This window comes from Kitasatospora sp. NPDC007106 (assembly GCF_040634455.1).
In the GTDB taxonomy this organism is placed as follows: Bacteria; Actinomycetota; Actinomycetes; order Streptomycetales; family Streptomycetaceae; genus Kitasatospora; species Kitasatospora arboriphila.
This window is the reverse complement of the sequence record NZ_JBEYFP010001199.1, coordinates 1-1,464: the sequence shown is the minus strand read 5'-3', so window position 1 is coordinate 1,464 and position 1,464 is coordinate 1. Positions and strand designations below refer to the sequence as shown.

The window sequence follows — 1,464 nt, the reverse complement described above, 5'->3', positions numbered from 1 at the left end:
AACGGCCCCGGCTCCGGCCGGGGCCGTTCGCGCCGCCGCGGCTCCGGCCGGGGCCGAGCCTCCCCCGAGCAGCCCGGCGGCCACCGCGAGCGCCGCCGCGGCCGCCGCTCCGGCCGTGATGCCCGCCCGCCTGCCGCGGGTCGTCCTCGTGCGCTCCGTCATCCCCCGCCCCCTCACCGGTACTCGGCCAGTCGGCGGCCGATGCCCCTGACCACGCCCGCCGCCGCCAGGACGGCCAGCACGGCCGCCCCTGCGGCGAGCGCCTCGTACCCGCCGGCCACGCCGGAGGTCTCCGCACCGAAGCGGTCCTGCTCGGCCGCGCCCGCGGCGGCCAGCTGCCGGTCCATCGCGGCCCAGGCGGCCTCGGTGGTGGTGTCCGAGGCGACCGCCACGGTCGCCCGCAGCGCCGCCTCGTAGTCGCCGGCCCGGTCGCTGGCGGCGGCCGCGTCGTGCCGGGAGTCCCACTGCGCGAACTGCTTGCGGGCCTCGTCCAGCCGGTGCTCCGCCTCGCCCGCGGGGGCGAGGGCGGCCGCCCGGTCCAGGGTGCCGCCGCCGGCCCGGCCGCCGCCCGGCGTCGGTGCGCCGCCGAGCGACCCGGTGACCGTCTGCCAGCGCTTGCCGTAGCTGTCGCTCGCCCCGCGGGCGACCAGGTTGAGGTTCTCCGCGGCGCGGGCCTGCAGGGCCTCCGTCCTGGCCTGGCCGAGCACCCGCAGCGGATCGGCGCCCCCGGTGCGGCCGGCGGTCAGCGAGGCGGAGGCGACCGCGCCGCCCACCGCCAGCCACAGCACCGCGGCCAGCACCGCCGCGGAGGCCGCCACCAGGCCCGGGTTGAACACCCGGTTGGTCCGGCGGAACAGCAGCACCTGGTACCCGCCGAGCGCGGCCAGCGCGGCCAGCCCCAGCAGCAGGGCCGCCACGGGCATCGCCCCGGCCGCGTCGAAGTCCTCGTCGAGCTGCCCCGACTCGGCGGTGACCAGCTGTTGCGCGGACGGCAGCATGGTGTTCTGCATCAGCCCCGAGGCGTACCGCAGGTAGGCGCCGCCGAGCGGCAGGCCGAGCCGGTTGTCGGCCCGGGCGGTCTCCACCAGACCCGCGTACTGGGGGAGTTGGCGGCTCAGGTCGTCGATGCGGTGCTGCGCCTCGGAGTTGGCGGCCGTCCGGGCGGCGGCCCGGGTGAGCAGTTCGCCGGCGGTGGCGAGGTCGTCCTCGTACCGCTTGCGCAGCTCGGCCGGTTCGTCGCCGGCGAGCAGGAAGCCGCCGGCCGCGGTGGTGTCGGCGTCGGCGAGGGAGCGGTAGATCTCGGCCGCGTCCCGGCTGAGCGGCTGGCTGTGCCCGACCACCCGGTCGGTGGCCCCGGCCCGCCGGTCGGCCTGCCAGGCCGCCGTCCCCCCGAACAGCAGCACCAGCGCGACCAGCGCGGCGCCGGCCAGCCGCAGCCGGCCCGGCGGGGTGTCCGCCGCGCGC

1 protein-coding gene is annotated in these 1,464 nt (G+C 79.6%); it reads right to left on the bottom strand.

The genetic code is table 11. The features are described from left to right. Window positions 1–173 precede the first annotated feature (173 nt). Window positions 174–1,464 (bottom strand): CHASE3 domain-containing protein (locus ABZ641_RS37125; protein ID WP_359988983.1); only part of this gene is annotated, 1,291 nt, incomplete at its 5' end.